Raw genomic sequence first — 23889 nt, forward strand, 5'->3', positions numbered from 1 at the left:
GGGTTAACAAGGCTACAAGTGATATTTTTATTTTCTGTTATCAATAATCAGCGGGATTTTGCCGCTGTGTTTGTTTCGGCTGAAACGGGCTTCGGCGCATTGTTGAACGTCGACGGTTATCAGCGCTGCGTTTACGGCAGTGGCCAGCGCATCATTGGTTAACAGGCTTTGATAAACCGCTGTCACGTCCGAGTTGGTCAGCACCTGAAGCCGTTCCCGGCCATCCGGCGTGTGCTCCAGAATGATTTGCATGGGCACGCCGACACTGTCTTGCAGCGCCGCCGGTGAAATGAACTCGGTGCCGATACGCACCAGTTTGCCGTGGCGTTGCAGCAATTCGAACCGTGGTGAGTCGAGCCCGCAAGGACAGGCGCCGGCCACCCACCGACCGGTATCGCCCACCTCATAACGGCGCACGGCCTGGCCCTGTCGCGCCCTTGAGGTGAATAGCAGGCGGCCGATTTCATCGCCATGAACCGGTACATCCTGTTCCAGATGCACGATCTCCAAGTGCTGGATATCACTCATCAAATGAAACACGCCGTCCGCCGTTGCGGTGCAGGCATGTCCGAGCGGGCCTGCATCGACCGAGCCGTAGATTGCCGAGCGAAGGGTGGCGACCCCGCAGCTTTGCATCAGGCTAATGCTGGCTTGTCCCGGGTGCTCGCCGCCAAGGAACACTTTGCCGATACCCGCGTAAGCGCGAAGTCGCTGTTGCTCGGTGAAAAACAGCCGATGCAAGGTGCTGGGCATCCCGATCAGCACGTTGACACGGTGGTCGATGATGAGCTGGGCGATTTCGCTGAAGTCATCTTCTTGCGGCGCACCCATCGGGAAGTGCGTCACGCCCATTTGCTCAAGTACCTTGCTGAAGCTGGAGAAGCCCCCGTACAGGCTGCCGCCGTAGAACAGGTTCATCACGCGATCCGTCGCAGGGTCAAGGCCGGCAGCGAACAAACCGTCAGCCGCTGCGCGCATTTGCCGGTCAAATTCTCGATAGCTGAATCCGGACAGCGACGCCACTCCGCTGCTTCCCCCCGAACGGAAATACAGTTGTGCCGCGGCGCCGATCGGTTGGGACATGAAGGCGTTTTTGTCCATGATCGGCTCATCGCCTGTGTGGGGCGCTGCGGGCAGCGCGTCCAGGGTCGGCCGGCCTCGCACCGCGTCTGGCAGCAGGTTCACCGACAGGCGACGGCTCAGACGCGACAGCGCGTAGACGCCGTCATGGGGTTCACCGGCGTAACCGTCATGCATCAGGCCGCTGGGCGCGATACGCGTAACGCCGGCGTTGACCAGGGTGCGCACCAGGGCCGGGGTTTCTTCAGGCGTGCAAATCAGGGCGCAGCTTTGCAGAACCGTGCGCCACGGTAACAACGTCTCGGCAATCGAATCCTGCGGCACCGGTTTGAGCAGCAGCGTACGAAACAGTGGCGATGGCGCAAGACGTTGGTGATGCTCCCAGATCACCCGCCACCCGGCTCCGACCCAGACCTCGCCGGTCTGGTTTGCAAAGCTGTGATCCAGCCGCGCCATGGCGGTGCGGGTGGTGATTTCTGACGCTTCCTGATCAGTCGGCACCAGCGCCGGCCACTGTGACGCGCGGCGTGAAAAGGCTTCGGCCAGGCGGTTACCCAAGTCCCGGAGGATGGCCGGGTCGTTGCTGTCGACCAGTAGCCATTGCGGGCTGGAGCACGCTTGTTGATCCAGGCTGCACACGTCATCCACCAGCGAATCCAGTGCCAACGGGGTGGCGGCGTCTGGCGACAGGTAGGCGAAACTGATTCGGTGGCCCCAATCGATCCACCGACAGCCGGCCGGAATCTGCTGACGAATCGCCGTGAGTGCTTTTTCACCGCCCCACGCGGCCACGCCATCGGCATGCGCACACAGTTGCGGTATCTGCGCAGTGCTGACGGGCAATACGGCGATGAAATCGGCCAGTTTGCCGTGGGCGTCACACTGCGCGAGCGCCGCCAGCAACCGGGCGGTTAACCCACCGTCGCTGGAGCTGGGGCGCAACCAGTTGATATTGCCGGCCAGCAGGCTTTCCAGAACCGCACAGAACGCGAGCATTGGCGCATTGCCCGGCGTCACATGCACCACCAGTCCCAAGGGGTGCCAGCTTTCGAAACGCGGTTGTTGGTAGTCGATGCGGCGTAACGAGCGCGGTCGAACGCCCAGCTCTCGCTCAAGCTTGGTAGCCAGTTGGTTGCGCTGACAGAAATCGACAAGCCCGTGGCGTTGTTCGTCGTCAAGGGCCAGGTCCAGCCCACCGTCCTGCAACTGCCGGGCGAATCGTTCGGCGGCGTCAATGACAGTGTCGCTGTCGATGGGCGCGTTCAGCAGTGCCGGGAGTTGTTGGTGCAGGTTTTCGAGTGTTTGCGCGAAGCTGACATCGTCACGCAGTTCGCCATTGAGCAGGTACATGTCACGCTCCTCCAATCAGTTCGGACGCGGCCATCGCGCAGCTTCGGCTGGCGCTGGTGCCGGCGCGGCCGTGCAATTCGAACCAGTCTGTCGCAAGGCCGCACCCGCAGCTCGCGCCGGGGTGCAGTGTCGCCAGGTCACTCATCACCACCGCCTGCGCGGGGCTTGAAGAAATGTAGGGCGATACGAACTCGAGCAAGCCGCGCCGACCGTAAGGCTGGATCGTGAAATCAGCGGGATTGCGCACGAAGACCTTCGAGTAAACCGGCACATGGAAATGCTGATGAGCACACTGGATGTACGGCACGGCATGTTCGACGGCGCCATACCCGTCGCGACAGCGGTCTGGTTCAACGCCCAACTGACGATTGATGCGTTCATATAACTGCGACAAAGGAATTTCCTGCGCGGCCTCGGTTTTCCAGCCACCACCGAGAAATACCAGCGAGCCGGCCGGTAACTTCAGGTCCGCGACGGCGGTGTCTTCCATGTGTTGCAGCGCGTGGGCAAGGAACGCCGGAAACCCGAGGATCCGCACCGGCAAGCCTTCTGCCGCGAATTCCTGCAAGGCGCGCACCACGCCGAACAGGTCAAACGTGTGACCTGTTGCCGTCAGTCGCAGGCCGTAGGCCACCCGGTTGATGGGCGCATAACTGCACAGAAACTGGTCGGTGTAGGCAGTCCCCAACGTGATCGCAGCCTTTGGCTCGTAGCTCAAAAGCAAGTAATTGCAGGGGATATCAGGTGTATCCCAGCCGTAGTGGCGAAAGATGTGACCGACCATGCCCTGTGCCGCTGCCATGCTGCGCGAGTCGTAGCGCATGCGGCTCTTCTGGCCGCTGGTGCCCGACGATGTCAGTTCCAGTGCGCCTTCGCCTGTCGGCCCATACACCAGGTGCCGTTTGAAATAGTTGGCGAAAATGGGCGGCAGCCTGGACCAATCGTCCATGGACTCCAACGCCATGGCATCGAGGCCGTTGGCGTGCAACCAGCGTTCATAGCCCGGTGTGTGCTGGCAATGAAACAGGCTGATTTCTGTCATCGCCTGATCGAACAAGCCGTCAGGTACTGAATCCAGGCAATAAGGTTTCGCCAATGCGCATAGCGCATCGGTGTGGGGTAAATGGATCATTCGAAGGCCTTTATCTAACTCAGACGGGAAGTGCGGCGTGAGAGCGGCGTAGAAACTGCTGCAGCGGCACCAGGCATGTCAGCCCGGCGATTCCCGCGAGGAGGGCGAAAGCTTCAAGACTGGCGCCGGCGCCTGCCATCGCCATCAGCGAACTTCCACCTCCCATCACGGCGATCGAGATCATCCCGATCATGGCCGAGACCAGGCCTTTGCTGTCGTGACTGGAAAACAGCGCCATTCGGTACAACACGGCATTGCTCATGCCCAGGCCGAGGGCGTAAAGCGCCAGGCAACTCACTATCAGCACCGTTGAAGGCATCATCAGGCTGAGCACAATCAATGCGCAGAGCCCACCGCATAATGGCCAGAGTGCGTATCGGATCAGTTGCGGCAGTTCCGTGGTAGCGATCAGTCGATTGAGTATCAGGTTGCCGAGAATGACGGCGGTGAACACCGGGATTTGCCACAAGCCGTATTGCAGCGATGAAAACCCCTCGTTGCGCATCAGCAACAGTGGCGCCAGGCCGATCCAGGCAATCAGCGGCAGGCTCATCAGGCCCAATGCCACGCTGGACGTCATGAACCGCCTGTTGCACAGCAAATTTGCGTAGCGGCGCAGTGTCCCGCGCCATTTGAAGGGGATCGTCTCCAGCCTTCCACCGTCGTGTCGCGCGGTGCCTACTGTTTCCGGCATGAACCCATAGAGCCCGACCCAGACCAATACGCTGCCCGCGCCCAGCAGCAGGAACAACTCGCGCCACGATAACCATTCCAGCAACAGGCTTCCGAGCAGCGGGCCCAGCAGTGGCGAGAGCAGTGCGACATTGCCCAGCAATGCCATGATTTTTACCGCGTCAGCTTCGCACACCACCTCTTGCAGCGCGGGGTAGCTGACCGCGATGACAAATCCCAGCCCGACGCCTTGAATCAGGCGCAGGCCGTTGAAGGCATGAATGCCTTGCACCTGGTATGCCGCAAAACAGGCGAGGGCAAACATCGCGCAGCCGACGAGCAGCGCCTTGCGCCGACCGAAGTGGTCAGACAAAGGCCCGATAAGCCATTGCAAAAGAATGCCGCCCGCCAGATACAGCGTGAAAGCGTAAGGCACATGTTCGGGACTGGCATTAAGTTGATGAGTGACGCTTAACATGGCTGGCATGATCATATCGCTGGCCATGTAAGTCAGCAGTTCAAAGAGTGTGATGGCGACTAAGAAACCGATTAATTTATGCGGGCTTATATTGATGAGTGGCGCTTGCATGATATCCCTTCGATGGCCCTGAGTTTGACCTCAGATAATTCAGGGAAGGGAGGGTAGTGACTCGGGCAGGGCACTTCAAACGTGCGATTAAGTCCCGACGTTTCAATCGTTTGCGTGATGTTTCCAGTGTCAAATCAAGGGATTTTTCGCACATTTCAGGATTAGTCCGATAGACAAAATGCGCAGTACAAAAAATGCCCGCACGAGGCGGGCATTTGTCGGTGTTTTTATCAGCCGGGTGGCGTTGCCTTACTCGCCAGGGAAAATTAACTGAGCCATTAAAGCGTTGGTTGGACGTCAACGATGCTCATAGTAACCGGGCCCATCACGGTAGTAATGGTGATCGTGCCAGCCGCCGTGGGGGAAAACGATGCAGCCGCTCAGCGTCAGTAGCGCCAGCAGGGGAATCAACAGTGTGATTCGACGGAACATTTCAAAATCCTCATGGTTATCGCCGCTATGAAGCCAAAACTCTTCATCGGCTGTAACATGAGACCCCGTTTGCAGCGCTCCATCCCCGAAGAAAGGTAGGGGCTTGGCCTGCACGTTGGTACAAACCGGATACATTTTTCAGGTTCAGGAAATCGTAATGACTCAGTCGCAACGTTTGAAATACTCGATTCTGATCTCCCTCGTGGTGCTGGGGATCATGTTCGGCCTTTCGTATCTGCAAAATGAAGGCGTCATCAGCGAGAAGCTGTTCCAGTACATCGCCATCGGCGTGGCGGTGATCGTGGTAGTGATCAATGGCGTGATGCGTCGCAAGGTCAAGCCTTGAGCGACGCACCGGGCTGATCACTCGCCGTGGAGCATGGCTACAGCGTGCGGGTGCAGGCTGTAGCTCTTGTCCGGGTTGAAGGTGATCACGCCTTCGCTGCACAAACGTTTCAACACTTCGCGCACGCTGAGAAAGGACAGGGGAATATCCAGGTCCAGCAATTGGCTGTGTACGCCTCGGACCCCAAGACTGCGCTCGCTTTCGGCGGCACTCAGCAGGGCGTCGATGACCTTCAGCCGAATCAGGCTGGTGCGCAGGCCAAAGCTTTTCAGCAGCAGTCTGATTCTCTCGTTGCCGTTGCGCTCGCTTCGTTCGCCGAAAACGCTGGAGCCCATGGCAGAGCCGTTTGGCGCATTGCTACCGTCCGTTGGCAGTTGCGAGTTGTACATGCAAAAACTCCTTTTCAGAGCTGGCCAGGAAGTGTGTCGGGTGCTCTCAATCAATAAGACGAACGAGCTCGGCAAATCATGAAGGCCCGAATGTAGAAAATTTGTCACCGCCACGTCATCGACCCGTGAGAAAGGGTTGAATAGCGCCTTGGGTGGCCTAAATTTTTGCTGTTGGCTTCGTTCCTAGTGGATGGCGCAGTGCGTGTTGACGCAGGGTGTTTGTCTTTTCGATCAGGAGCGAGCGTGATTATTTCCAGTCAATTAACCCGGTTGAGCCTTGCAGGTCTGTTGCTCGGCTTGAGTCTTGCGGCCAACGCCCGCACTCAGCCGGAACCAGCTACCGCCGACATTCGTCGTACCAGTTTCGGTGTGCCGCACATCCGCGCCGACAATGAGCGCGGGCTCGGGTATGGCATCGGCTACGCGTACGCTCAGGACAACCTGTGTTTGCTGGCCAACGAAATCGTCACCGTCAACGGCGAGCGTTCACGCTACTTCGGCCCGGAGCAGATGACGATCGAGGAGCGTGAAAATCTGGTCAGCGATCTGTTTTTCAACTGGCTGAACACTCCTCAAGCGGTGGCCGGTTTCTGGCAGGCACAAACACCTCAGGTGCGGGATCTGGTTGAAGGGTACGTGACCGGTTACAACCGTTCGCTGACAGAGCGCCGCGCACAGGGGTTGCCACAACAGTGCCAGGGTGAGTGGGTGCGCGAGATCACCTCGCAGGACGTGGTCAAGCTGACCCGGCGTCTGCTGGTAGAAGGTGGAGTGGGGCAGTTTGCGGAGGCGCTGGCCGGCGCAGTGCCGCCAACGGCCGTCGCTCAAGTGCCCGGCAAGGCCGCGGCATTCCAGGTGGCGGACTCGCGCATGCAGCGCTTTGCGCTTGATCGCGGCAGCAATGCGGTAGCCATTGGCAGCGAGCGTTCGTTCAACGGCCGCGGGATGTTGCTGGCCAACCCGCACTTCCCGTGGATCGGCGGGATGCGCTTCTATCAGATGCACCTGACCATTCCCGGCAAGCTGGACGTGATGGGCGCGGCGTTGCCGGGCCTGCCGATGATCAACATCGGTTTCAACCAGCACCTGGCGTGGACCCACACCGTCGACACATCCAAGCACTTCACCTTGTATCGATTGCAACTCGATCCCAAGGATTCGACTCGCTACCTGCTCGACGGCAAGTCGCTGCCGATGCAAAAACAGACGCTTACGGTCAACGTCAAGCAACCGGATGGTCAGGTCAAGGCCGTGTCACACGTGGTTTACAGCTCCCAATTCGGTCCGGTGGTGCAATGGCCCGGCAAGCTTGATTGGGATCATGAGTTCGCCTATAGCCTGCGCGACGCCAATCTGGATAACGACCGCGTACTGCAACAGTGGTACGCGATTAACCAGGCCACAAGCTTGAAAGATTTGCAGGCATCGGTGCACAAGATCCAGGGCATCCCTTGGGTCAACACCCTGGCGGTGGACGATCAGGGGCAGACGCTTTATATGAACCTGTCGGTGGTGCCCAACGTCAGCGCCGACAAGCTGGCCAAGTGCAGTGACCCACGGGCCGGATTGCAGATGATCCTGCTCGACGGTTCCAACAGCGCCTGCGCCTGGGATATCGACCCGAAAGCGGCGCAGCCAGGCATTTATGCCGCCGACCAATTGCCGCAGCTGTTGCGCAAAGACTTTGTACAGCACGCCAATGATTCGGCGTGGATGGCCAACCCGGCGCAGCCGCTCACCGGTTTCTCGCCGCTGATCAGTCAGGACGGCCAGCCATTGGGACTGCGCACACGGTTCGCCCTCGATCGCCTGGGCACGCTGAGCAAGGCAGGCACCGTGTCGGCCGCCGATTTGCAGCGCATGGTGATGGACGATCAGGTCTATCAGGCCGGGCAGGTGATGCCGGACCTGCTGCAATTCTGTGCCGGTGACCTGGGCGCCGACGCTTCAACACTCGCGCCACTGTGCGCCAGCCTTAAAGCCTGGGACCGCAGCGCCAACCTGGACAGCGGACTTGGGTTTGTCCATTTCCAGAATGTCATGGAGCCGTTGCAGCAAATGCCCGGCATCTGGCGGGTCGCGTTTGATCCGAAAGACCCGCAGCACACGCCGCGCGGCCTGGCGCTCGACAATCCGGACGTCGTCCAGGCGCTACGCGAGGCGATGTTGGCGTCGGTGGAGCAAGTCAACAAACAGGGCTTGAAGGCGGATACCCGCTGGGGTGACGTTCAGGTGGTCAGCAGCGGCGGGCAACAGACGCCGATCCATGGTGGACCGGGCACGCTGGGTGTTTACAACGCCATTCAAAGCGTGCCGAGAACCGACGGAAAACTCGAAGTCGTCAGCGGCACCAGCTATTTGCAAGTGGTGACCTTTGATGACAAGGGGCCGCACGCTCAGGGCTTGCTGGCGTTCTCTCTGTCCAGCGATCCGACGTCGGCGTATTCCCGGGACCAGACGCTGGCGTTTTCAAATAAACAGCTGAGCCCTCTGCCATTCACCGAGCAGCAGATCACGGCGGATCCTCAGTATCAGGTACAGACGATACGCGAGACCGATGACAGAGGCGGGAAGGTCGCCGCAAAGTGACGGAACGATGAAGGCATGAATGATGAAGGCCGCACCCGCGAGGGTCGCGGCCTTCAGCTTTTAGGCGGTTGTTGGGGGATGGAATTGAGGACGGGATTGCCTTCCTTGTTGCGGGTCAGATAGACCGGCAACACCCGGGGCAGCGAGGCCACGAGATTGTTGAGTTCCTTGATGTTATAGATACCGCCGAGGCGAATCGTGCCGGTGCTGTGGTCGGCGACCATCACCGGCTTGCTCAAATACCGATTGATCAACGGCAGTGCGTCGTTCAGCGCCAGGTTGTCGAGCACCAGTTTGCCGCTGCGCCAGGCCAGCGAGTTATCGTTGGCATAGGTCTGACTGATTTGCGGGGTGAAATCGCCGTGTTTAAAGCGTGCCTGCATCGCAGGCCCGAGGCGCAAGCCATCACCGGCAAGATCATTGTTGCTGCTGACCAGTACCGATCCCTCGATCAGGTTGACTCGCACCTGATCTTCATACATCCAGACATTGAATTTGGTTCCGGTGACCCGAATCCGGCCGTCCGCTGCCCGGACGATAAAAGGATGAGAGGTGTCGTGGCTGACACTGAAGAACGCTTCGCCTTTTTTTAGCGTGACCTTGCGCTGGTCCTTGTAGTTACTGAACGTCAGTTCGCTGCCGAGATTGAGCTCGACCTCGCTACCATCGCTCAGGGTAACCTGGCGCACATTGTCGCTCGCTTCGAAATGTTGATAGGCGTTGGGCAGCCAGCCCATGTTCCAGCCGGCATATGCAGCGAGCGGCAACGCCAGGGCGCAAACAGCCGCGGCGATGCCGACATGGCGCCAGGACGATGCCGGCTTGAACGGGACAACGGTTTCAATGAGGTGGGGACGAGGCAAGTCTCCCGCCACTTCCCAGATTTCCAGCATGGCTTCGTATTCGAACGCATGCAGCGGATGAGCCTCGCGCCATTCTTCGAACGCTTGTCGCTCTTGCGCGGTGCAGTCGATAGCGTGCAAACGCATGCACCAGTGCGCAGCGGCATCGGTGATGGCGTCATATTGGGCTTGCGAGAGAGAATTGTCCGTCATTGACTCATCCTGATTTCCTACATTCTAACCTCGTGGGGAAGTCGGCGAGAACAGCCGTCATGGCAATTAACCATCAAATGAGAACTATTTTTGACATCAGGGGGTGCTGGCGTGCAATTGGCGCCCCAGATGGGTGATCAGCCAGGCAACGCTGTCGGCATTTGCAAGTTGCACCGTCAGCCTGACCAGCGGATTTTTCTTGAACGTATGCCGGGCGCCGCTCAGGTTTTCCGAGCGAGTCAGAGCTAAAACAAGCTCTTTTAACCGTTCGGTGTCTTCATAGGGCGTTTCGCCAAAATCCTGCCACTCGTTGGAATCAGGGTCATAGCGCTTGAACAGTTGCGTGTAAGGCGTCTTGATCGATAGGGCCGTGCCTTGAATAATCTCCAGGGCGCGCTTCATTTGCGTGGCAATCTGGCTGGAGGACCCAATCAAGTCGACAAACGGCCTGCTGGGGTCCAGATAAGCGATGTCCTCGGTTTTACAGGCAATGTGCGAAATCTCATGGATCAGTGTTACCGCTCGTGAATGAATCTTGATCGGGAAGGCTGGGTCGAGAAGGTGGGCACGATAGTGACTGAAGTTGGGCTTGAAAAATTTTTCGGCGAGGTGGATCTTCCGCTTCGAATCGGTCGGAACGATGAAGCCAAAGGTGTGTTCAGCGTCCTCGGTCACCCGGCCAACCACAAAGCGATTGGATTTGCGGGCTCTGAGTGTCGGGTCCAGCAACGCCTCAAACATCTCGCCCACGATTTTTTCAATGAGCTCCACCTGCGCGGGCAGCACCTGCTGCACGCCGATGAAATCCATGATGAGTTGGTGAACGGGAGTAATCGTGTCGTCCGTGTTTTTTAGCAATTGCAGGTTTCGAACGCTGTTCCACGCGTAGAACGTGGCCAGGTCCAGGGCTGCATCAATCTGCCGCGCCTTTTGTGGAAACAGACGTCTGATCTCGGGCATGCCACTGGCCTCCACGTTCATGCCATCCCAAACCGATACCAAGGTTTCCAGACGGTTAAGCAGACCAAAGCGTGGCGCCGGTCGTACCTTGTCCAGAACCCATTGCCTGGTTTCGCTCTGGCGCAGATAAGGACCACGAAACCGTTTATTGACGATGCGCCAGCGAATCCCGCGTTTTGCCACCGGATACACTTTCCCTTCCACCGCCCCGAAGTGTTTTTTTGTGGTCGGGTGGGTGTAAAGCCCTAGGGTCGTGTCGAGCGTCAGCGAACTCAGGTCGACGTTGCTTTCGTGGTGCTGCAGGGCGGTACGGTCGGGGGCGGTGATGTCGATGTCTCGCCAGTTGGATCGCGGGCCGGGCGTTGTTGGTGCGGCAGCGTCAGGCGTCGAAGGTCGGTGAGTCAGATCGCCCAGCGACTGGCGCAACGTCGCCAGTTGTGCGATGCCGCTGATGAACGCCCTGATGGCTTGCCCCCATCGGTGGGTCTGAAGGGCTTCGGCGGATTGCTGGAGGTCGAGATAACTGCGCCACACTGTCAGCGGAAAGGCGAGTCTGCCCATAAAGAACGAGTAAGCTTCGTGCAGGTCTTCGCCCAGCACCTGCCTGATGGTTGTCCATTCGCTCTGACGGTGTTCGTCGGACTGACAGCCAAGCAATCGCCCCAACAATGCAGAGTTGTCTTCGAATAATTGAGTGAACAGATGTCCTTGGAGCTGACTGGCCCCCAGTGTGACCTCGGGGAGGCGTGGACCGGTGGTTGCCATGCGCTGTTCCAGCAATGTCCGGTCAGGCGGCGGCAACTGGGTGAGGATCCAGTCGAGGAGTGATCCGCGCGACTTCAATTCCGCCAGCAACTGGCGCTCGCTTTCATATTCCTTCACCCCGTGGCGGGGGCTGTGAGGCGCGATCAGGACGTGTGGTGCCGCGCGATCAACCGTTGAACTGATCAGGTAGACGCCAGGAACCTTCATGGCGTGTGCGTCCTTGATACCCAGCAGCTCAAGCGGGCGGATGATTGCGTGGGCATCGTCGACTGCCAGTCGGGCGAGCGTGTCGGGCATGTCCATGACCTGCCGGATCAAATCAAACGAGGTGTCGCTCAAGCGATCCTGGAGTTTTTCGGTGTGGGCGTAATGCATCAACTGCCAGGGCAATTGCTTGTTGAATCGCTGCCGGCGATCCGCGTTCGCGGGAGTGTCTGCCAGGGCATCCCGCAGTATTTTCTGCTGGTGCTCGCCTGGCTTCAGGTTTCGGATCAAGCCCTTGATGTAGGTTTCGTTCATGCCGGCGGGCAGGGCGCGGGTGTCAAGCGACACGACGGTAAAGCGGGTGGGATCAAGATCCTTGATAGGGGTCAGGGCAAAGTCAGTCAGGAGCTGGGTACTGGCCGGCGACGTCAGCCGGGCATTGATCTGAATCTGGACCTTGTCCGGGTCGATGTCGAAGCCATCGGCCTTGAGTTGTTTGGCAAGTTCATCGTGGGCTGTGCGCCGCAATGAGCGTATGCCGCTGAGATAGTCCTCATCGTCCTTGACGTTATTAAGGTATTGCTGAAGCAGTTCGGCGTGGAGCACCAGATCGTTTATCGACGCCTTCGCCAGCCATGCCGGCAGTTTTTGCTGAGTCGTCAGGGAGCGGGCGATGTCCATTGGGCGGTCAAGTCCGGTCCTCGGCTCACGAAGCGCCACCACCTTCAACAGCCTGGACATCGGTGCGGGGGGAAGTTTGGTGGTCAATGCGTGAGTGACGCCGATGGGGTCCAGATGAACATGCGGTTTTTGCAGGGCATCAATGAAGTGCCCGTGTTCGCATTGCAGCGGCGCCAATGAATACTGGCGGCCAGGCAAGCGCTCGCTACGGCCGAGATTCTCCAGAAGGGTTGCGCACTGATCGTCGTCCTTGAGACGTCGATCAAGCTCGCTCAACAACGGCGTCAAGGCCTGGAATGCCTCGAAACCCGAGGCGGGCGTCCACACAATCGCCTTGCCGGAGTGCTCCGGGTCCAGGCCGCCTCGTTCCGTCAGCAAAAAACAGCTGGCGAGTCTCAGCGGTGCCGGCGCCTCGTCGGCGTTCAGCGCCAGGGAAAATACGTCCGGGAGAAAACCGTTCAGTGCCGCGCGTTGTCGGCGTATCGGGGTGTCGAGCACGGTTCTGATGATCGCCTGTTCCGTTTCATCCAGGGTGCGCGTAACGGCACGCAGCCTTAGCTCGCTGCGCAACGCCGCTGCCAGGGTGTGAGTGAAATTGGATTGCAGCCCAGGCATTGAGGGACCGACGATGCGCTGTGCCTCGGCCAGGGAGGCGGTGGTCGGGGGAATGACCGGGTGCTGTTCGAGGACTTGATCCAGTGCCTGTTCAACCGAATCGAGCAGTGCGAGCTCCACGTTGGCCGATTCGGCACGCACCGTAGCCTGTTGCGCGCTCCAGCGGCGGTCGACTTGAGTGCTCCAGCGTCCTGCGGCGTCGACCTCCAGCAGGCGATCGTCGATCAGGCCGCGCACATCCAGTGCCTTGTCGATCAGCGCGTGAGGCACCAGCGAGCCCTCGCTTTCACGGTAGCGGCTCAAGGCATGGGCCAGGTTCTCCTGTTGTTTGCCAAGGATGTCGTCCATCAGTTGTTCGAATACCGGGACGGTGACCGGTTCAGCCTCAATCAGTCGTTCATGCGGCTCAAAGGCCAGAAACGCAGCGCGCTCGTCCAGTGACATGAAGTTGAGCAACGTGTCTTCATGCCCTTCGCTTTTCATCATCTGCAGGATGATTGTCTTGACCGCTGACAGGTCGCTCGTGGCTTCGATGCCTCTGGACTGGGTGTACAGAAAACCCAATGTGTCGGCGCCTCCGATCATCAAGGTCGAGGCCAGCTCGACGGGGTGCTTGAAGGGCGCGGTGACCCGTACCTTTTCGATGCGAAGCCCGTTGTCCGGGGAGGGCGCGAGACTGACTTTCATCAGGAACAGGTATTCCCGGGTTGTCAGCACACCTTCCTGGCGCAGAAGCAGCAGTCTCGTGTGAAAGGTGTCGCGCAGCCCCTCGCAGAAGAACTCTCGGCGGGACAAGCCATGGCGCGTGGCCGTATTCCAGAACGTGTCGAGCAGGCCGCGCAAATGGGGGGTGAAACTTTGAGCAATCTCTTTGATTGCGTTTTCCCACGCCAGCGTATCGGCGTCGCTGACGGCACCGTGGGTGGGATGGGCAAACGCCCTGGCATCGCCGACGGGCCATTGGTTGGTGAGGTAAACGTGGAGCAGGGCATCGCTCAGTGATAGCGACGAAATCGTTTGCTGAACGGCGCGATTGTCGAAGGTTGAAATCGTATTGAAGAAACTCTTCAGTCTTGTCAGGCGCTGATCCAGCTTGGGAAATGGTTTACGCAAGGCGTTGTTCAGGGCGTCGTCCAACATGGATTGCAGTGATGGCATCTGCACCAGCTCGGCCATCATCGTCGTGATGTTCTGTGTCTGATTGTGATCCAGGAGGAGCTGCTGATCCTGGAACACTGCACCGTCGATGGCTCGGGTGGAAATGCCGGGAGGGGCGGCGAGCAAGGTGCAGCGTTGCTCGATGGAGAGAAAGCGCAACAGTTCACGCTTACCGGTGTCCTGCGACAGCCACGCCTTGAGCGTGCTTTTCAGGTCGTCCAGGTCCGTGAACTTGATCAGGCCTTTCCACGGCGTGTAGAGGGTTACTTCGCCATCGCTTGGCCGGCTCATGGCAAACGCCCCGGCCAATGGAATATCCGCCGAGCCCGGCGTAGTCAGCAGCACCTGGTAAACGTGCATGGGGGCTGTTTGGCCAATGCGCGCCGTGTGGGTGGCCAGGTACACGTTCTTCAACCACTTCAAGTCATCAAGCGTGAAGTGCAGTGCTTTTTCCCGTTCGCCAGGCTCTTTGGCAGTGGATGCACGTTGTGCTTCGTCAAAAAAATACGGCAGGGGCGTTGCAGTCATGGTTGTCCTCGAGGCTGTGCTCAGCGATTAATCGCAGGTCGTTAAGTCGAGGAAAAACACTACGGTCGTTGCCGACTCCCGGTGCGGTACATATTGCTGGGTTCGATCCTGCGGTTGAGGCTTGACAGGACACCGGTAAAACGGCACTTAATCGGCCACACTTTTGGGTCGCCTTGCGACCTCGTTTCACCCTGTTGCCCGTACTCAAAAATAAAACTGGAGCTTCAGATGACCGCATCGCCCGAAATGGCCGGCAGTTCGAACACCCAAACGCTCGATTTCGACGCGCTCGTTCTATTGCTCGAACAGATATTCCTGCGCCACGGCACCTCGGCCGAGGTCGCCAGATCCCTCGCGCTTAATTGCGCTGGCGCCGAGCGCGACGGCGCCCATAGCCACGGTGTGTTCCGGATTCCGGGCTATGTGTCGACGCTGAAAAGTGGCTGGGTAAACGGTAAGGCCGTGCCGGTGGTCGAGGACGTGGCTTCGGGGTTTGTCCGGGTCGACGCCGGTAATGGTTTCGCCCAGCCGGCCCTCACGGCGGCACGTGCGCTGTTGGTGGAAAAGGCCCGCAGCGCCGGGATTGCGGTGCTGGCGATTCGTAACTCCCACCATTTCGCGGCGTTATGGCCGGACGTCGAACCGTTCGCTTATGACGGGCTGGTGGCGCTGAGCGTGGTCAACAGCATGACCTGCGTGGTACCGCACGGGGCCGACCGTCCGCTGTTCGGCACCAACCCGATTGCGTTTGCTGCACCTCGGGCAGGGGGTGAGCCGATTGTTTTTGACCTGGCCACCAGCGCCATTGCCCATGGCGACGTGCAGATCGCCGCCCGCAAGGGTGAACGTTTGCCGGCGGGCATGGGCGTCGACAGCCTCGGTCAGCCGACCCAGGACCCCAAAGCCATTCTTGAAGGCGGCGCGTTGCTGCCGTTTGGCGGGCATAAGGGTTCGGCGCTGTCGATGATGGTGGAGTTGCTGGCAGCGGCGTTGACCGGCGGTAATTTTTCTTTCGAATTCGACTGGTCGAACCATCCGGGGGCCAAAACCCCATGGACAGGCCAACTGCTGATCGTGATCGACCCAAGCAAAGCGGCCGGGCAGAGCTTTGCCGAGCGCAGCCAGGAACTGGTGCGGCAGATGCACGGCGTCGGGCTCAAGCGCCTGCCGGGCGATCGACGTCATCAGCAACGGGCCACGTCTGGCGCGCAAGGCATTGCGCTGGATGCCGAGACGCTAGCGAACCTGCGGGCGCTCGCCGGACAGTGAGAGTCGCGCAAACGCGGGCGTTAAAAAAGGCGAGCTCGATGCTCGCCTTTTTACTGTGTCACGGGCTGCTTAACGGCGCCCCAGCAACAAACCGACCACCAGGCCGAAACCGGCGGAGATGGCCACGGTTTGCCATGGATGGCCGCCGATGTAGGTTTCGGTGGCTTCGACGGCGGGTTTGGTGCGGTCACGCACACTGCTGACCGAGTCCCGTGCCTGTTGCAATTTCTGGGCGATTTGTCCGCGCAGGGTTTCTGCTTCCTCGCCAACCAGTGCGGCGCTGCTGTTCAGCAGTTTCTCCGATTCCTCGATCAGCGACTGAAGCTCGCTGAACGCCAGATCCTTGATTTGATCTTCGGCGGCTTGTGCGGCGGTTTTCCGGGCCATTGAGGTACTCCTTGCAGGTAAATGAGCAGTGAACAATGGAGTCTGCGGGCAGCGAAAAAGTTGCAGTGGATTTTTGCTCCGATCGTCCTTGCTGGAAAAATCCGCCGTCGGAGATTTCGTCCTACAGTGTAAGATGTCGCCTATTTTATGCAGCAGGTAACTCCCATGAGCTTCAATCTGGCCGACAAATCCCTTGCCGAGCGCGCTGCGCTTGAAGACGAGAAATCCCGTCTGTTCGATCTTTGGCAAAGCAACCTGGGCAAATCCAAGGGCGAAGCCGCACGGTTGTTCGGTGAGCGCGCCAAGCGCAAAGGCAAATGGGCCGAATGGGTCCGTGCCGAACTTGATGCGATGTCGCCGCCGGAATTCGCCAACATGGTGCGCAGCGAAGTCAATCGGCTGATGGCCGCCAAGTAAGGCCGGCCTCAGGCAAAACTCGAAACAATCGCTTCACGCACTTTCAACACCACCGGATCGAGCTGCGTGCTGGTCCGCCAGCCCAGTTCGATCGGATATCGCGGCAATGCCAGCGGGCAGGGCAGCAGCGCCAGGCCACTGAGTGTCGCGATGCTCTGCGCGGCGTGCGCCGGAATGGTTGCCACGGCCTGACTGCCTTTGAGCAAGTGTGGCAACGCGGCGAAATGCGTCGTCGACGCACACACCCGACGACTCAGTCCCAACGCCGCCAGGCCCTCATCGGTGATCCCGATAAACCCTGCGGACGACACCAGAATGTGCTCGCGAGCAACGAATTCCTCAAGGCTGATGTTCTGTTGGCCCTCGGCCAGGCTCGCGCGGTCCACCAGGCATAAATAGCCGCCTTCGCCCAATACTTGCCGACTGAGCAGACGCTCCGCAAATCCGCCGGCGGTGATCGCCAGATCGATACTGCGTTCCATCAAGGCGTGAGCGACGATCTGGCTGTGGGTTTGCCGGAAGATCAGCCGCAGCCTGGGAGCGGTCCGGGCAATTTCTTCGATCAGGCGCCGGCCGTAGGCGATCTCGAAATCATCGGATAAACCCACCGCGACCGAGCGGCCGTCGTAATGATCGGCCGCAGGATCGACCATGGCCAGGCTTTGGCGGCATTTGTTCAGCGCCTCGCTGACCACCGGTTTCAATTGGTTGGCCTGAAGTGTCGGCGCCAGCCCTCGGCCCGTGCGCACAAACAACTGATCGCCATAGACTTCGCGCAGTCGGCGCAACGCCGCGCTGACGGCGGATTGCGTCACGCCCAGGCGCAATGCGGCCCGGCTGGCGCTGGATTCTTCATGCAGCGCTTCAAAGACTTTGAGCAGGTTGAGGTCGATGTTGGCGATATTCATGGCGTTCATATCATTCAGCAATGGAGGGGGCTTTATTGATGATCGGTGGGCGCCGGAGAATGAGCAACACCTGATGTGAACGGAGTGATTGTGATGCCCAAATCAATTGTTGCCGCACTGCAAATCGGCGCCTTGCCCGGCGGCAAGGCCGAAACCCTGGAACAGATTCTGGCCTGGGAAAACGCCATCATCGAGGCCGGCGCCGCATTGGTAGTCATGCCGGAGGCGCTGCTCGGCGGTTACCCGAAAGGTGAAAGCTTCGGCACGCAACTGGGCTATCGACTGCCGGAGGGGCGCGAGGCGTTTGCCCGCTATTTCGCCAACGCCATCGACGTACCCGGCGCCGAAACACAAGCATTGGCAGGGCTGTCGGCGCGCACCGGGGCCAATCTGGTGGTCGGCGTCATTGAGCGCGCCGGGAGCACGCTGTATTGCACCGCGCTGTATTTTGACCCGCAGGCCGGGCTGGTGGCCAAGCACCGCAAACTGATGCCGACCGGCACCGAGCGACTGATCTGGGGCAAGGGGGATGGTTCGACATTGCCGGTGATCGGCAGCCAGGTCGGGCGGATCGGCGCGGCGGTGTGTTGGGAAAACATGATGCCGCTGCTGCGCACAGCGATGTACGCCAAAGGCGTCGAGGTCTGGTGTGCGCCGACGGTGGACGAACGGGAAATGTGGCAGGTGAGCATGCGTCATATCGCCCATGAAGGGCGTTGCTTCGTGGTCAGCGCTTGCCAGGTTCAGGCGTCGCCGCAGGATCTGGGGGTGGACATCGCCAACTGGCCGGCGGACCGGCCGTTGATTGCGGGCGGTAGTGTGATTGTCGGGCCGATGGGCGACATTCTGGCCGGACCGTTGCGGGACACTGCGGGATTATTGACCGCGGAAATCGACACTGACGACCTCATCCGCGCGCGCTATGACTACGATGTCGTCGGCCATTACGCGCGGCCGGATGTGTTTGAGCTGACGGTCGACGAGCGCGCCAGGCCCGGCGTGCGCTTCAACCCATGACTCATCGAGAGCGAGTTACCAAGTGCCAGCCGTCGAACCCGGCAAGCTCAGTTTGCCCGTGTCGGTGAAACGCATCGTGCCAAACAGGCCGCCCGCCAGTTTGCCGCGCAGCACGTACGGCAGATTATTCAAGGTTTGGGTCTGGCTCAGGCCCAGCGTCTGACGCAGCACCGAGAATGCCGAGACACTGACCGGCACGGTCAGCACGGTCTCGGAAAATCGCGCAATCGAGCCTGACTGGGCGCTGACGCCGGACGCCAACGGCTGGCCATTGACCTCCAGGTCGAGCGCCACGCCGTTGTAGTCGATCGGCGTGTCGTTCGGGTTCTGCACGCGAATCTTCACCGCAAAGCGCACTTCCATGTCTTGGCTTTGCAGCGGCTCGATGCCCACCACATTGATATTCAGCGGGTCGCGATTGGGCAACAGGGCGCAGGCGCTCAGGGCGAGCACCAGCAGGGACAGGATCAACGCGTGGATACGGCGCATGGACGGGCTCTCAGGTAGAAAAGGGCTGAACCGCCAGCGGCTCGGCCCTCAAGCCTTTCTAGCGGTTCAACTGTGCGACCGCCGCAGGCCGTACGGGTTCACCTCTGGCTGGCATATCCGGGTTTTCCATCACCTGCAGAATCGAGGCTTCCGGGTCGAAATCGTCTTCTTCGAGCTCGATGAATTCTTCGGGCAGGAAGATGTTCAGCACGATAGCGCACAACGCGCCGACGGTGATCGGCGATTCGAAGATGTTGTGCAGCGCCAGCGGCAACTCGCGCAGCACCTCCGGCACCGCCGCGACACCCAGGCCGATGCCCAGGGAAATCGACACGATTAGCATGTTGCGCCGATGCAAACCGGCCTCGGCGAGGATCTTGATCCCGGCCACCGCCACCGTGCCGAACATCACCAGTTCCGCGCCGCCGAGCACCGGTTTTGGCATCAACTGCAACACCGCGCCAATCATCGGGAACAACCCCAGCAGCACCAGCAGTCCGGCGATGAAAAACGCCACGTAGCGGCTGGCCACGCCGGTGAGCTGGATCACGCCGTTGTTTTGCGCGAAGGTCACCATCGGCATGCTGTTGAACACCGCCGCCATGGCTGAGTTGAGGCCGTCGGCGAGCAACCCGGACTTGATCCGGCGCAGGTAGATCGGGCCTTTGACCGGCTGGCGGGAAATCATCGAGTTGGCGGTCAGGTCACCGGCGGCTTCCAGCGGCGACACCAGGAAGATCACCGCCACTGGGATAAACGCCACCCAATCGAAATTGAACCCGTACTTGAACGGCACCGGCACGCTCATCAGCGGCACGTCGGGCAGGCTGGCGAAGTTGACGTCGCCCATCAGCCAGGCGACGACATAGCCCAGGGTCAGGCCGATGACGATGGCGCCGAGCCGCAGAAACGGCACGTCGACCCGGTTCAACAGCACAATCGTGCCGAGCACCAGCGCCGCCAATGCCAAATGACTGGCCGCGCCAAGGTCAACGGCACCGAAGCCGCCGGCGATGTCGGTCATCGCGACTTTGATCAGCGACAAACCCATCAAGGTGATGATGGTGCCCGTCACCACCGGGGTGATCAGCATGCGCAATTTGCCGATGAACTGACTTAACACCACTTCAATGAACGCGGCAAAAAAGCACACGCCAAAGATCGTCGAGAGGATTTCATCGGTGCCGCCGCCTCGCGCCTTGACCATGAACCCGGCGCTGAGAATGACGCTGATAAACGAAAAACTGGTGCCTTGCAGGCACAACAGGCCGGAACCCACCGGGCCGAAGCGCCGCGCCTGAACAAAGGTGCCCAGCCCCGAAACGAACAACGCCATGCTGATCAGGTACGGCACTTCGCTTTGCAAACCGAGGGCGCCGCCCATGATCAGGGTCGGGGTGATGATGCCGACAAAACTCGCCAGCACATGTTGCAGGGCGGCGAAGATCGTGGCGGTGAGGTGCGGGCGGTCGTTGAGGCCGTAGATCAAATCGTTGTTGCGCGCAGCGAGGGCTTTTGCAGAGGCGGTCATGGTGAGTTTGCGTGCCGAAAGGCGGGCCGGGTCAGAAAATGGAGGCGCAGGATGCCAGAAAACTTACAAGTTGACACAATCCTGTGGGGGCAAGCCTCTTTGGCTTCAGGCAAACGCCGCCAGCAAATCCTCCTCGAAGGCCTTTTGCGCATCGCCCGGCACGTGGGCGCGATGGCGGGCCAGATGGAACCCGACCTCAAAACTCATCTCACCTTGGCGGACGGCGCGCAGCCGACCTTTGTCTTCCCAGCTGCGGGCAAAGTGATCGGGCAAATAGCCAACGTGTTTGCCGGAAAGAATGAAGGCGAGGGTGCCTTCGACCTGTTCCGAACGCGCCGAACAGCGCTTTCCCTGGAACGGCTCGTCGCTGCGCAGGAACCGGTACGGGTGATCCACCCGGTCGCAGGCCTGCAACGCTTCGTCGTCGGGGTCATCATCGGTGAACAGCGGATGGCCGGGCGCGCAATACAGGTGTTGGGTTTCGGTAAACAATTCGTGGTAGTCGAACGCGCTCTGCACCTGTGAGAAATAGCCGATGGCCAGGTCCAGACGCTGTTGCAGCAGCAGGCGTTCCATTTCGCCGGGCATCGCGCTGATCAACTCGATGCGCACCGATTCGTCCCGTGCGCGAAATCGCCGGATCGCCTCGGCCACTTGTTGCAGCACCGATTGGTCCAGCGCTTCGGACAAGCCGAGGCGCACTTCGCCGATCAAGCGACCGGCCACGCCGTTGGATTGATGGCGGAAGGCTTCGATGGATTCAAACAAGCCACGCGTGGCGCTCAGCAGTTGTTCGCCCTTGGGGGTGAGCCGGAAGCCGCCCTTGCCGCGACTGCACAAGCGATAGCCCAGACGGGTTTCGAGCCTGGCCATTTGCTGGCTGATGCTCGACTGGCTCAAGCCCAGATCACCCTGCGCCGCACTGAAACCGCCGCATTCCACTACGCGGACGAACAATCGCAGCAGTTGCAGGTCGAGGTCGTGGAGTTGACCGAGCATGAAACATTACTCCGCAATAAAATCAGGTTAACAAACTTGATATTTCGCCAATGTATCCGAGCGCGCAATGTGCATCCACTTCCTCTGGTCAGGTGTCCGTCATGGCTCACATGTTCAAGCTGTGTTTACCCGCTGCGCTTCTCGCCTTGGCTGTGTCGGCCCAGGCCGAGGAAAAAGTCGTCAACCTCTACAGCTGGGCCGATTACGTGGCACCCGAGACCTTGCAACGTTTCGAGAAGGAAACCGGGATTCATGTGCGTTACGACACGTTCGATGCACCTGAAGTGCTGGAAACAAAACTGCTCACCGGCGGTAGCGGCTATGACGTGGTGGTGCCGTCCTCCAGCGTGTTGGCCCGAGGCCTGGCGGCCGGCGCGCTGAAAGCGATTCCCCATGAAGGCCTCAAGGGTTACGCCAACCTTGACCCGGACTTGCTGGAAAAAATGGCCGCCGTCGACCCCGGCAATCGCTATGGGGTGCCCTACACCTGGGGCACGTTGGGGCTGGGAATGAATGTCGAAGCCGTGCAAAAGCGTTTGCCGAACGTGCCGCTGAACAGCCTCGCCCTGTTGTTCAAACCGGAGTACGCGAGCCAATTGAAGGACTGTGGCATTGCGATCATCGACTCGCCGCAAGAGGTGATCGGCCTGGCACTGCACTATCTGGGCAAAGACCCTTACAGCACCGACAAAGGTGATCTCGACGCGGCCCAGGCGTTGTTGCATCAACTGCAACCGAATGTGCTCTACGTCGCCAGCGGTCGGCAGATCAACGACCTGGCCAATGGCGGTATTTGCCTGGCGCTGGCCTACAACGGTGACGCCAGCATGGCCGCCGATCAGGCCCGCAAGGCCAACAAACCCTACGAAATCGCCTACCGCATTCCCCGGGAAGGCACCCTCGTGTGGCAGGACAACCTGGCCATTCCCAAGGACGCACCGCACCCGGAGGCAGCCCGGCAGTTCATCGAGTTCATGCTGCGGCCGGAGTCCGTCGCTGCGTTGACCAACACGCTGTACTTTGCCTCGGCCAACCTGGCCGCGACGCCGCTGGTGGATGAAGCCGTGCGCAACGATCCGGATATTTACCCACTCGCCGACGTCCGCGAACGGCTGTACGCCGACCGCAGCATGAGCCTCAAGGACATGCGCACGCGCACCCGCCTGTGGACCGCTTTCCGTAGCCGCCAATAAATAAAAACAAGGAGATAACCATGGACGCCCCAATGCAAAACGATCAGGCCATGACCCGCGACAGCCTTTACGGCACGGCCGCCGAAAGCACCTACGCCGGCATCACCAGTTTCATGCGCCGTCGCTACAGTCGCGACTTGCGCGGTGTCGATGTCGCGGTCAGCGGGGTCCCGTTCGACACCGCCACCAGCAACCGTCCCGGTGCACGTTTCGGGCCGCGCGGCATTCGGGCGGCGTCCGCCGGGATTGCCTGGGAGCGTCATTGGCCGTGGACCTTTGATCCGTTCGATCATCTGGCGGTGATCGATTATGGCGATTGCGACTTCGATTACGGCTCGCCGCATTCGATACCGCAAAGCATTGAGGCGCACGCCGAGCACATTCTGAAGGCCGGCAGCGCGATGCTGACCTTCGGTGGCGACCACTTCATTACGTATCCGCTGCTCAAGGCCCATGCGCGCAAGCACGGTCCGCTGTCACTGATTCACTTCGACGCCCACAGCGACACCTGGCCGGACGAAGAGGGCAAACGCGTCGATCACGGCACCATGTTCTGGCATGCGGCCAAGGAAGGCCTGGTCGATCCGTCGCGGTCGGTGCAAATCGGCTTGCGCACCACCAACGATGATCATCAAGGGTTTCAGGTGCTCGATGCGCGGCAGGTGCATCGCCAAGGCTGCGAGGCGATCGTCGAGGCGATTCGGGCGCGGGTCGGCGACCACCCGGTGTACTTGACGTTCGATATCGACTGCCTGGATCCGGCCTATGCGCCGGGCACCGGGACGCCGGTGTGCGGCGGCTTGAGCACGGTGCAGGCGCTGGAGATTCTGGGCGGATTGCGCGGGATCAATCTGGTGGGGATGGACGTGGTGGAAGTGGCGCCCGCTTATGACCACGCGGAAATCACCTCGCTGGCGGGGGCGACACTGGCGATGGAAATGCTGTGCCTGTATGCGGCCAGGCACAAAGTCGAGCGCTAAAGCGGATTTGCGGCGCGATACATGACGCCTTCGCGAGCAAGCCCGCTCCCACAATGACGGTGCGCTGGACACACAGTTTGCGTCCGGCACATTCACCCTGTGAGAGCGGGCTTGCCCGCGAAAGCGGTCATCCAGTCAGCCTCGTTGCTGAATT

Annotated in this window: 19 protein-coding genes; 7 read left to right on the forward strand and 12 right to left on the reverse strand. The window is 60.0% G+C overall.

Annotated elements, in window-relative coordinates:
- Nucleotides 1-27: 27 nt before the first annotated feature.
- The 4 genes from ACQKP4_RS15250 to ACQKP4_RS15265 all read right to left on the reverse strand — a co-directional run bounded on the left by ACQKP4_RS15250 (nt 28) and on the right by ACQKP4_RS15265 (nt 5255).
- Nucleotides 28-2430, reverse strand: a complete 2403-nt coding sequence (locus ACQKP4_RS15250; protein WP_427634385.1) for an acyl-CoA reductase — start codon at nt 2428-2430, stop codon at nt 28-30.
- Nucleotide 2431: 1 nt separating this feature from the next.
- Nucleotides 2432-3562: an acyl-protein synthase gene (locus ACQKP4_RS15255; RefSeq protein WP_427634387.1), complete on the reverse strand. Its 1131-nt coding sequence runs from the start codon at nt 3560-3562 to the stop codon at nt 2432-2434.
- 19 nt (nt 3563-3581) lie between these two features.
- The gene (locus ACQKP4_RS15260) at nt 3582-4823 is read right to left on the reverse strand and encodes an MFS transporter (RefSeq protein ID WP_427634389.1); all 1242 of its coding nucleotides are present in this window, start codon (nt 4821-4823) and stop codon (nt 3582-3584) included.
- Nucleotides 4824-5120: 297 nt separating this feature from the next.
- The gene (locus ACQKP4_RS15265; protein WP_427634391.1) at nt 5121-5255 is read right to left on the reverse strand and encodes a hypothetical protein; all 135 of its coding nucleotides are present in this window, start codon (nt 5253-5255) and stop codon (nt 5121-5123) included.
- Nucleotides 5256-5412: 157 nt separating this feature from the next.
- Between ACQKP4_RS15265 and ACQKP4_RS15270 the strand changes: the two genes are divergently transcribed.
- A complete protein-coding gene (locus ACQKP4_RS15270; protein WP_427634392.1) occupies nt 5413-5601 on the forward strand; it encodes a hypothetical protein in 189 nt (62 codons plus the stop codon).
- Nucleotides 5602-5618: 17 nt separating this feature from the next.
- Here ACQKP4_RS15270 and ACQKP4_RS15275 read toward each other — a convergent pair whose 3' ends face one another.
- The gene (locus tag ACQKP4_RS15275; RefSeq protein WP_427634394.1) at nt 5619-5990 is read right to left on the reverse strand and encodes a fe2+ zn2+ uptake regulation protein; all 372 of its coding nucleotides are present in this window, start codon (nt 5988-5990) and stop codon (nt 5619-5621) included.
- Nucleotides 5991-6233: 243 nt separating this feature from the next.
- Between ACQKP4_RS15275 and ACQKP4_RS15280 the strand changes: the two genes are divergently transcribed.
- Nucleotides 6234-8579, forward strand: coding sequence for an acylase (locus tag ACQKP4_RS15280; RefSeq protein WP_427634396.1), 2346 nt, complete (start codon nt 6234-6236; stop codon nt 8577-8579).
- A gap of 53 nt (nt 8580-8632) precedes the next feature.
- Here the strand turns inward: ACQKP4_RS15280 and ACQKP4_RS15285 are convergent, their stop codons facing one another.
- Together ACQKP4_RS15285 and ACQKP4_RS15290 are read right to left on the reverse strand one after the other, a co-directional pair.
- Nucleotides 8633-9634: a FecR family protein gene (locus tag ACQKP4_RS15285; RefSeq protein WP_427634398.1), complete on the reverse strand. Its 1002-nt coding sequence runs from the start codon at nt 9632-9634 to the stop codon at nt 8633-8635.
- A 96-nt stretch (nt 9635-9730) separates the two neighbouring features.
- Complete coding sequence (locus tag ACQKP4_RS15290; RefSeq protein ID WP_427634399.1) at nt 9731-14545, reverse strand: dermonecrotic toxin domain-containing protein; 4815 nt, start codon at nt 14543-14545, stop codon at nt 9731-9733.
- Between the two features lie 228 nt (nt 14546-14773).
- Between ACQKP4_RS15290 and ACQKP4_RS15295 the strand changes: the two genes are divergently transcribed.
- Nucleotides 14774-15814, forward strand: a complete 1041-nt coding sequence (locus tag ACQKP4_RS15295; RefSeq protein ID WP_427634401.1) for an Ldh family oxidoreductase — start codon at nt 14774-14776, stop codon at nt 15812-15814.
- Nucleotides 15815-15883: 69 nt separating this feature from the next.
- Here ACQKP4_RS15295 and ACQKP4_RS15300 read toward each other — a convergent pair whose 3' ends face one another.
- The gene (locus ACQKP4_RS15300) at nt 15884-16201 is read right to left on the reverse strand and encodes a DUF883 family protein (protein ID WP_427634402.1); all 318 of its coding nucleotides are present in this window, start codon (nt 16199-16201) and stop codon (nt 15884-15886) included.
- 165 nt (nt 16202-16366) lie between these two features.
- On the opposite strand from ACQKP4_RS15300, the gene ACQKP4_RS15305 reads away from it, so the two are divergent.
- On the forward strand, nt 16367-16618 hold the full coding sequence (locus ACQKP4_RS15305; protein ID WP_427634404.1) for a hypothetical protein: 252 nt from the start codon (nt 16367-16369) through the stop codon (nt 16616-16618).
- Nucleotides 16619-16626: 8 nt separating this feature from the next.
- Here ACQKP4_RS15305 and ACQKP4_RS15310 read toward each other — a convergent pair whose 3' ends face one another.
- On the reverse strand, nt 16627-17535 hold the full coding sequence (locus tag ACQKP4_RS15310) for a LysR substrate-binding domain-containing protein (RefSeq protein WP_427634406.1): 909 nt from the start codon (nt 17533-17535) through the stop codon (nt 16627-16629).
- 84 nt (nt 17536-17619) lie between these two features.
- Between ACQKP4_RS15310 and ACQKP4_RS15315 the strand changes: the two genes are divergently transcribed.
- Entirely contained in the window at nt 17620-18543 is a 924-nt protein-coding gene (locus ACQKP4_RS15315) for a carbon-nitrogen hydrolase family protein (protein WP_427634408.1), read from the forward strand.
- 15 nt (nt 18544-18558) lie between these two features.
- Here the strand turns inward: ACQKP4_RS15315 and ACQKP4_RS15320 are convergent, their stop codons facing one another.
- From ACQKP4_RS15320 to ACQKP4_RS15330, 3 genes are all read right to left on the reverse strand, one after another.
- Nucleotides 18559-19032, reverse strand: coding sequence for an LEA type 2 family protein (locus ACQKP4_RS15320; RefSeq protein ID WP_427634409.1), 474 nt, complete (start codon nt 19030-19032; stop codon nt 18559-18561).
- 58 nt (nt 19033-19090) lie between these two features.
- Entirely contained in the window at nt 19091-20563 is a 1473-nt protein-coding gene (locus ACQKP4_RS15325) for a nucleobase:cation symporter-2 family protein (RefSeq protein ID WP_427634411.1), read from the reverse strand.
- Nucleotides 20564-20668: 105 nt separating this feature from the next.
- Nucleotides 20669-21562, reverse strand: a complete 894-nt coding sequence (locus ACQKP4_RS15330) for a LysR family transcriptional regulator (RefSeq protein WP_427634413.1) — start codon at nt 21560-21562, stop codon at nt 20669-20671.
- A gap of 101 nt (nt 21563-21663) precedes the next feature.
- Here ACQKP4_RS15330 and ACQKP4_RS15335 point away from each other — a divergent pair, with 101 nt between their 5' ends.
- Complete coding sequence (locus ACQKP4_RS15335) at nt 21664-22755, forward strand: polyamine ABC transporter substrate-binding protein (RefSeq protein ID WP_427634415.1); 1092 nt, start codon at nt 21664-21666, stop codon at nt 22753-22755.
- A 20-nt stretch (nt 22756-22775) separates the two neighbouring features.
- Entirely contained in the window at nt 22776-23735 is a 960-nt protein-coding gene (speB, locus tag ACQKP4_RS15340; RefSeq protein ID WP_427634417.1) for an agmatinase, read from the forward strand.
- Nucleotides 23736-23889 lie beyond the last annotated feature (154 nt).

The organism is Pseudomonas sp. NPDC086278 (genome assembly GCF_050280905.1).
Classification (GTDB): Bacteria; Pseudomonadota; Gammaproteobacteria; order Pseudomonadales; family Pseudomonadaceae; genus Aquipseudomonas.

What these genes read in the sequence shown, in the direction of transcription:
- ACQKP4_RS15290 (WP_427634399.1), bottom strand. Translation starts at nt 14,545, where the DNA reads ATGACTGCAACGCCCCTGCCGTATTTTTTTGACGAAGCACAACGTGCA.
- ACQKP4_RS15285 (WP_427634398.1), bottom strand. Translation starts at nt 9,634, where the DNA reads ATGACGGACAATTCTCTCTCGCAAGCCCAATATGACGCCATCACCGAT.
- ACQKP4_RS15255 (WP_427634387.1), bottom strand. Translation starts at nt 3,562, where the DNA reads ATGATCCATTTACCCCACACCGATGCGCTATGCGCATTGGCGAAACCT.
- ACQKP4_RS15270 (WP_427634392.1), top strand. Translation starts at nt 5,413, where the DNA reads ATGACTCAGTCGCAACGTTTGAAATACTCGATTCTGATCTCCCTCGTG.
- ACQKP4_RS15250 (WP_427634385.1), bottom strand. Translation starts at nt 2,430, where the DNA reads ATGTACCTGCTCAATGGCGAACTGCGTGACGATGTCAGCTTCGCGCAA.
- ACQKP4_RS15260 (WP_427634389.1), bottom strand. Translation starts at nt 4,823, where the DNA reads ATGCAAGCGCCACTCATCAATATAAGCCCGCATAAATTAATCGGTTTC.
- speB (WP_427634417.1), top strand. Translation starts at nt 22,776, where the DNA reads ATGGACGCCCCAATGCAAAACGATCAGGCCATGACCCGCGACAGCCTT.
- ACQKP4_RS15330 (WP_427634413.1), bottom strand. Translation starts at nt 21,562, where the DNA reads ATGCTCGGTCAACTCCACGACCTCGACCTGCAACTGCTGCGATTGTTC.
- ACQKP4_RS15295 (WP_427634401.1), top strand. Translation starts at nt 14,774, where the DNA reads ATGACCGCATCGCCCGAAATGGCCGGCAGTTCGAACACCCAAACGCTC.
- ACQKP4_RS15265 (WP_427634391.1), bottom strand. Translation starts at nt 5,255, where the DNA reads ATGTTCCGTCGAATCACACTGTTGATTCCCCTGCTGGCGCTACTGACG.
- ACQKP4_RS15275 (WP_427634394.1), bottom strand. Translation starts at nt 5,990, where the DNA reads ATGTACAACTCGCAACTGCCAACGGACGGTAGCAATGCGCCAAACGGC.
- ACQKP4_RS15325 (WP_427634411.1), bottom strand. Translation starts at nt 20,563, where the DNA reads ATGACCGCCTCTGCAAAAGCCCTCGCTGCGCGCAACAACGATTTGATC.
- ACQKP4_RS15300 (WP_427634402.1), bottom strand. Translation starts at nt 16,201, where the DNA reads ATGGCCCGGAAAACCGCCGCACAAGCCGCCGAAGATCAAATCAAGGAT.
- ACQKP4_RS15315 (WP_427634408.1), top strand. Translation starts at nt 17,620, where the DNA reads ATGCCCAAATCAATTGTTGCCGCACTGCAAATCGGCGCCTTGCCCGGC.
- ACQKP4_RS15335 (WP_427634415.1), top strand. Translation starts at nt 21,664, where the DNA reads ATGGCTCACATGTTCAAGCTGTGTTTACCCGCTGCGCTTCTCGCCTTG.
- ACQKP4_RS15310 (WP_427634406.1), bottom strand. Translation starts at nt 17,535, where the DNA reads ATGAACGCCATGAATATCGCCAACATCGACCTCAACCTGCTCAAAGTC.
- ACQKP4_RS15320 (WP_427634409.1), bottom strand. Translation starts at nt 19,032, where the DNA reads ATGCGCCGTATCCACGCGTTGATCCTGTCCCTGCTGGTGCTCGCCCTG.
- ACQKP4_RS15305 (WP_427634404.1), top strand. Translation starts at nt 16,367, where the DNA reads ATGAGCTTCAATCTGGCCGACAAATCCCTTGCCGAGCGCGCTGCGCTT.